The following is a 1053-nucleotide window of genomic DNA, read 5'->3' as shown; positions in this document are numbered from 1 at the left end:
CATGTTGCCCTTCGTAACACGCGTCAATCGCAAGCTTCAAACAAGGATAACGAGCAAAGTCTGGTTGCAAGAATGTCAATTCACCTACTTGAGTAAAGTCTAGCGGTTTTACACCGGCATCAACACGAGAAGGATAAGACATTGTCAACGCAATTGGTGTTGCCATATCTGGCTCTCCCATTTGCGCCAGTACCGAACCATCACGATACTGAACCATTGAATGGATCACGGATTGCGGGTGAATAATCACTTTTAACTGGTCACGAGCCGCATTGAATAGCCATTTTGCTTCAATGTACTCAAGACCTTTATTCATCATAGTCGCAGAATCGACCGAAATCTTTGGCCCCATAGACCAGTTAGGGTGCGCGATTGCCTGTGCTGGCGTTACGCTGTCGAGATCGGCAATGTCAGCGTAACGGAATGGACCGCCAGATCCGGTTAACAGAATACTAGAAATGCCATGCTCATCTAAGTTACAGCGGCCAAGATTGGTTTGAACTTGCTGTGGTAGGCACTGGAAAATAGCATTATGTTCACTGTCTACTGGCAGCAACTCTGCCCCGTATTGTTCAACGGCATCAATAAACAACTGTCCAGACATGACAAGCGCTTCTTTATTCGCCAGCAATACGCGCTTGCCCGCTTTAACGGCCGCCATGGTTGGCAACAAACCCGCTGCACCAACGATGGCTGCCATTACGCTATCTACTTCTTCTAATGAAGCCACATGACAAAGTGCATCAACACCACCTAACACTTCTGTATTTGGTGAAATGGTGTGGATTTCTGATTGCAGAGCAACAGCCGCAGCCTTATCCGCCATTACTGCGAATTTAGGCTGCCATTGGCGACAAAGTGCCACCATCTTTTCAACGTTAGTGCCAGCCGCTAGTGCGACCACAGAAAACAGCTCTGGGTTTTGTTCAACCACTTTTAAGGTGCTTGCACCTATTGAGCCTGTTGCACCAAGAATCGTTAACTTTTGCATGTTGTAAGACCGTTAGAAAAATTCAGGAGCGATGAAGCCGCTCCCGATAAATTAGAATACGT

1 protein-coding gene is annotated in these 1053 nt (G+C 47.0%); it reads right to left on the bottom strand.

The genetic code is table 11. The features are described from left to right. A partial coding sequence (ispC, locus tag R7O13_RS24545; protein ID WP_318304894.1) for a 1-deoxy-D-xylulose-5-phosphate reductoisomerase occupies positions 1 to 991 on the bottom strand: 991 nt, incomplete at its 3' end. Positions 992 to 1053 lie beyond the last annotated feature (62 nt).

The organism is Vibrio sp. Y176 (assembly GCF_033438945.1).
Note: the sequence above shows the minus strand (reverse complement) of the source record. Positions and strands in the feature narration are given on the sequence as shown.